Source organism: Bacillus sp. SIMBA_005, from assembly GCF_046535585.1.
GTDB lineage: Bacteria > Bacillota > Bacilli > Bacillales > Bacillaceae > Bacillus > Bacillus pumilus.
The window spans coordinates 1-267 of the sequence record NZ_JAWRWI010000519.1 but is presented as its reverse complement, the minus strand read 5'-3'; the positions used below and the strand labels follow the sequence as shown (position 1 = coordinate 267).

Below are 267 nucleotides of genomic sequence, written 5' to 3'. Positions count from 1 at the left end.
CCTAAAATGAATTCCACGTTTGCTTTTTGAAGGGAATCAATAAAAATATGCAGAAAAAAAGACTCATCTTGTTTATGAGATGAGCCTGCTTATATCTTGAATTTCTTCATGGCGTTGTTCATGGCATCCTGATTGATTCCAATGTATCGAAGGGTTGTCCGCTGATCTGAGTGATTAAAAATCTCCTGCAGCATGGCAACGTCTTTTGTTTGCTTGTAAAAATGGTACCCGAAGGTTTTCCTCAGCGTGTGCGTGCCTATATCATCC

1 protein-coding gene is annotated in these 267 nt (G+C 39.7%); it reads right to left on the bottom strand.

Annotation, left to right across the window (positions count from 1 at the left end; translation table 11 throughout):
* Window positions 1-89: 89 nt before the first annotated feature.
* Window positions 90-267, bottom strand: a 178-nt coding sequence (locus SB660_RS21140; protein WP_410584350.1) for a tyrosine-type recombinase/integrase, incomplete at its 5' end; no start/stop codon positions are given.